Genomic DNA, 2,304 nt, shown 5'->3' with positions numbered 1-2,304 from the left:
TGGCTTTAAATAGATCGCTGCGATATTCAATTCGCGCTTCAATCCCTCGAGATGTTTCTGAAATAAACAGCACCAGATCAAATTTAGCAGTATTGTTATGAGTATGACGCTCGCTTACATCTAAACCTGGCAAGGATAATGTTGTATCACCCGTCACCTGCCAAACGAACATGACTTGAAAGATAGGGGTATACGCTAAGCTACGTTCTGGGTTAACCTCTTCCACTAGGCGATCAAATGGCAAACTCTGATGACGATAGCCCTGTAAAGTACTGTCTTTAATTCGATGCAGATGCGTTAAGAAACTCTCATTCCCCACCACCTTGTTCCGTAGCGCGATATTGTTGACGAAAAAACCAACCAACTGCTCTTGTAACCGGTCATATCGACCAGCCACAGGCAAGCCGATTATAATATCTTGTTGGCCGCTATAGGCGTTAAGCAACATATAAAACGCAGTCAGTAGCGAGTTGTGCAATGTCGTTTTGCTTTGTTTTGAGATCGCTCTTAGAGGAGTAATAACATCGTCAGTCACTTGAAAATGGTGACTCCCGCCATTTGACGATTGCAACGGGGGTCTAGAGTAGTCGGTCGGTAACTCCAAAAGTGCTGGCGCATCGTGCATTTCATCAAGCCAATATGCCAAAGATTCGTCTAGCTGATTCGATTGCGCTTGCTGCTCTTCAATTAATTGCGGGTATTGCTTTTGCAGCGGGGCTAATTGAGCCTCTTCACCGTGAGACAACGCCTGATAAAAAGCTACAAACTCCTGCATTATCAAGTTTACGGACCACCCGTCCGAGATAATATGATGAATAACAAGCGCTAGACTAAAATGCTTCTCACCCAACTGGATAAGCTTAATTTTAGTCAACGGTGCACGAGTTAAATCAAACTCATATCCAGTTAAACTAGCGACTTCTAGCTCCAACGCTTTGTCTTGATCGTTGACTTCGGTTAAGTCTATAAATTCAAACAACCCAGAGAACTGTTGATGAACTTGTTGCTTTACTTCGTTTCCAACTTGCTTAAATGAAGTTCGTAATGCGTCATGACGTGCTACAACCGATTTAAAACTTTCTTCCACGAGTACGGGGTCTACAGAGCCCCGTAGATCGAATAGTGCAGAAATGTTATACGCAGAGCTATTTTGCTGCATTGCACTGATAAACCATAGTCGCTGCTGACCATATGAACAAGGGTATGATTTGAGCTGCTTTTCTTTCAATAACTTTGCTAGTAGTTGTCTTTTTTGTTCACTAGAAAGGTGCTCTAGTTTAGATGATTCCATTGTCATAGTTACCTTACTCATTACCCATTTGTCATAATTTCATCAAGCATTGCTTGAACTTCTTCATCTGTTAATTCAGCAATCTGGTCTTCTAAACCTTCGTGTTGTTCAACGGATAAATCACCCTGATCTTTTGCAGATTGCGAAGCCATTTTTACTTTTTCCTCTATAGCTTCAGCAAGTCCTCCAACAGTCGGATGTTCAATCATGTCTGCAACATTCACAACGAGTTGCAGCTTTTCTGACAGTTCGCTGCAAATCCTCAGAGCCATCAAGGAATCGCCTCCTAGCTCGAAAAAATCGTCATGCATACCTATTTCACAGTCAGTAAAATAGTTTTGCCATACCTCTACTACCGTTGTTTCATATTCGCTACGAGGTGGTACATAGGCCGGTAGTCCAACCCGTCTGGTCACAGACACTTGTTTTCTGGATTTAGCCTGTGGAGCCAAAGCTGCTGTTTGAATTCGTTTTGTTAAATCGGCTACAGACACGACAACTTGGCCTAGCTGTTTAACCTGTAAAGCCCAATCCAAAGCAACGCAGGCATCTTGAGTCGCCATGGCCGGGATTGAACGTGAAAGATGCTTAATTTCTTGCTCATTAGACGTTAGCCAAGTATCCCACTCAATTGACAACCAGTGCTCGTGTCCCCTTGAGTTTGCCAACATTGCTAGATTACTCATAAATTGATTTGCAGCTGCATACTTAATGTATCCAGGGCCACCTACATGCACAGAAATTGAAGAAAAAAGCGTTACAAATTCGACCGCTTCTCGCTCTAACAGAGCGTAGAGGTTTAACGTCCCTTGTATCTTAGGGTCGTTGTCGAGACTCTCTTCTCGCTCAAACTTATCAACGGTAACTGCTACGGCCTTTCCTGTTTGCCCTGCTGCATGCAGAACGCCCGTTAAGCCTCCATATTGATGCTTGATCCAAGTGAGTAATGCCTGCATCTGCGTTAGATCACACACATCAGCCTGCTTAACAACCACCTGTCCACTGTCTATCAA

2 protein-coding genes are annotated in these 2,304 nt (G+C 43.4%); both read right to left on the bottom strand.

Going from position 1 to position 2,304, the window contains the following annotated elements; all coding sequences use genetic code 11:
• The coding region (locus N480_RS17050; protein ID WP_231102276.1) for a condensation domain-containing protein at positions 1–1,291 on the bottom strand (1,291 nt) is incomplete at its 3' end.
• 20 nt (positions 1,292–1,311) lie between these two features.
• Positions 1,312–2,304, bottom strand: a 993-nt coding sequence (locus N480_RS17045; protein ID WP_155732883.1) for a KR domain-containing protein, incomplete at its 5' end; no start/stop codon positions are given.

This window comes from Pseudoalteromonas luteoviolacea S2607 (assembly GCF_001625575.1).
Lineage (GTDB): Bacteria > Pseudomonadota > Gammaproteobacteria > Enterobacterales > Alteromonadaceae > Pseudoalteromonas > Pseudoalteromonas luteoviolacea_E.
The sequence above is the reverse complement of the archived record's forward strand: the minus strand, read 5'-3'. Positions and strand labels throughout refer to the sequence as shown.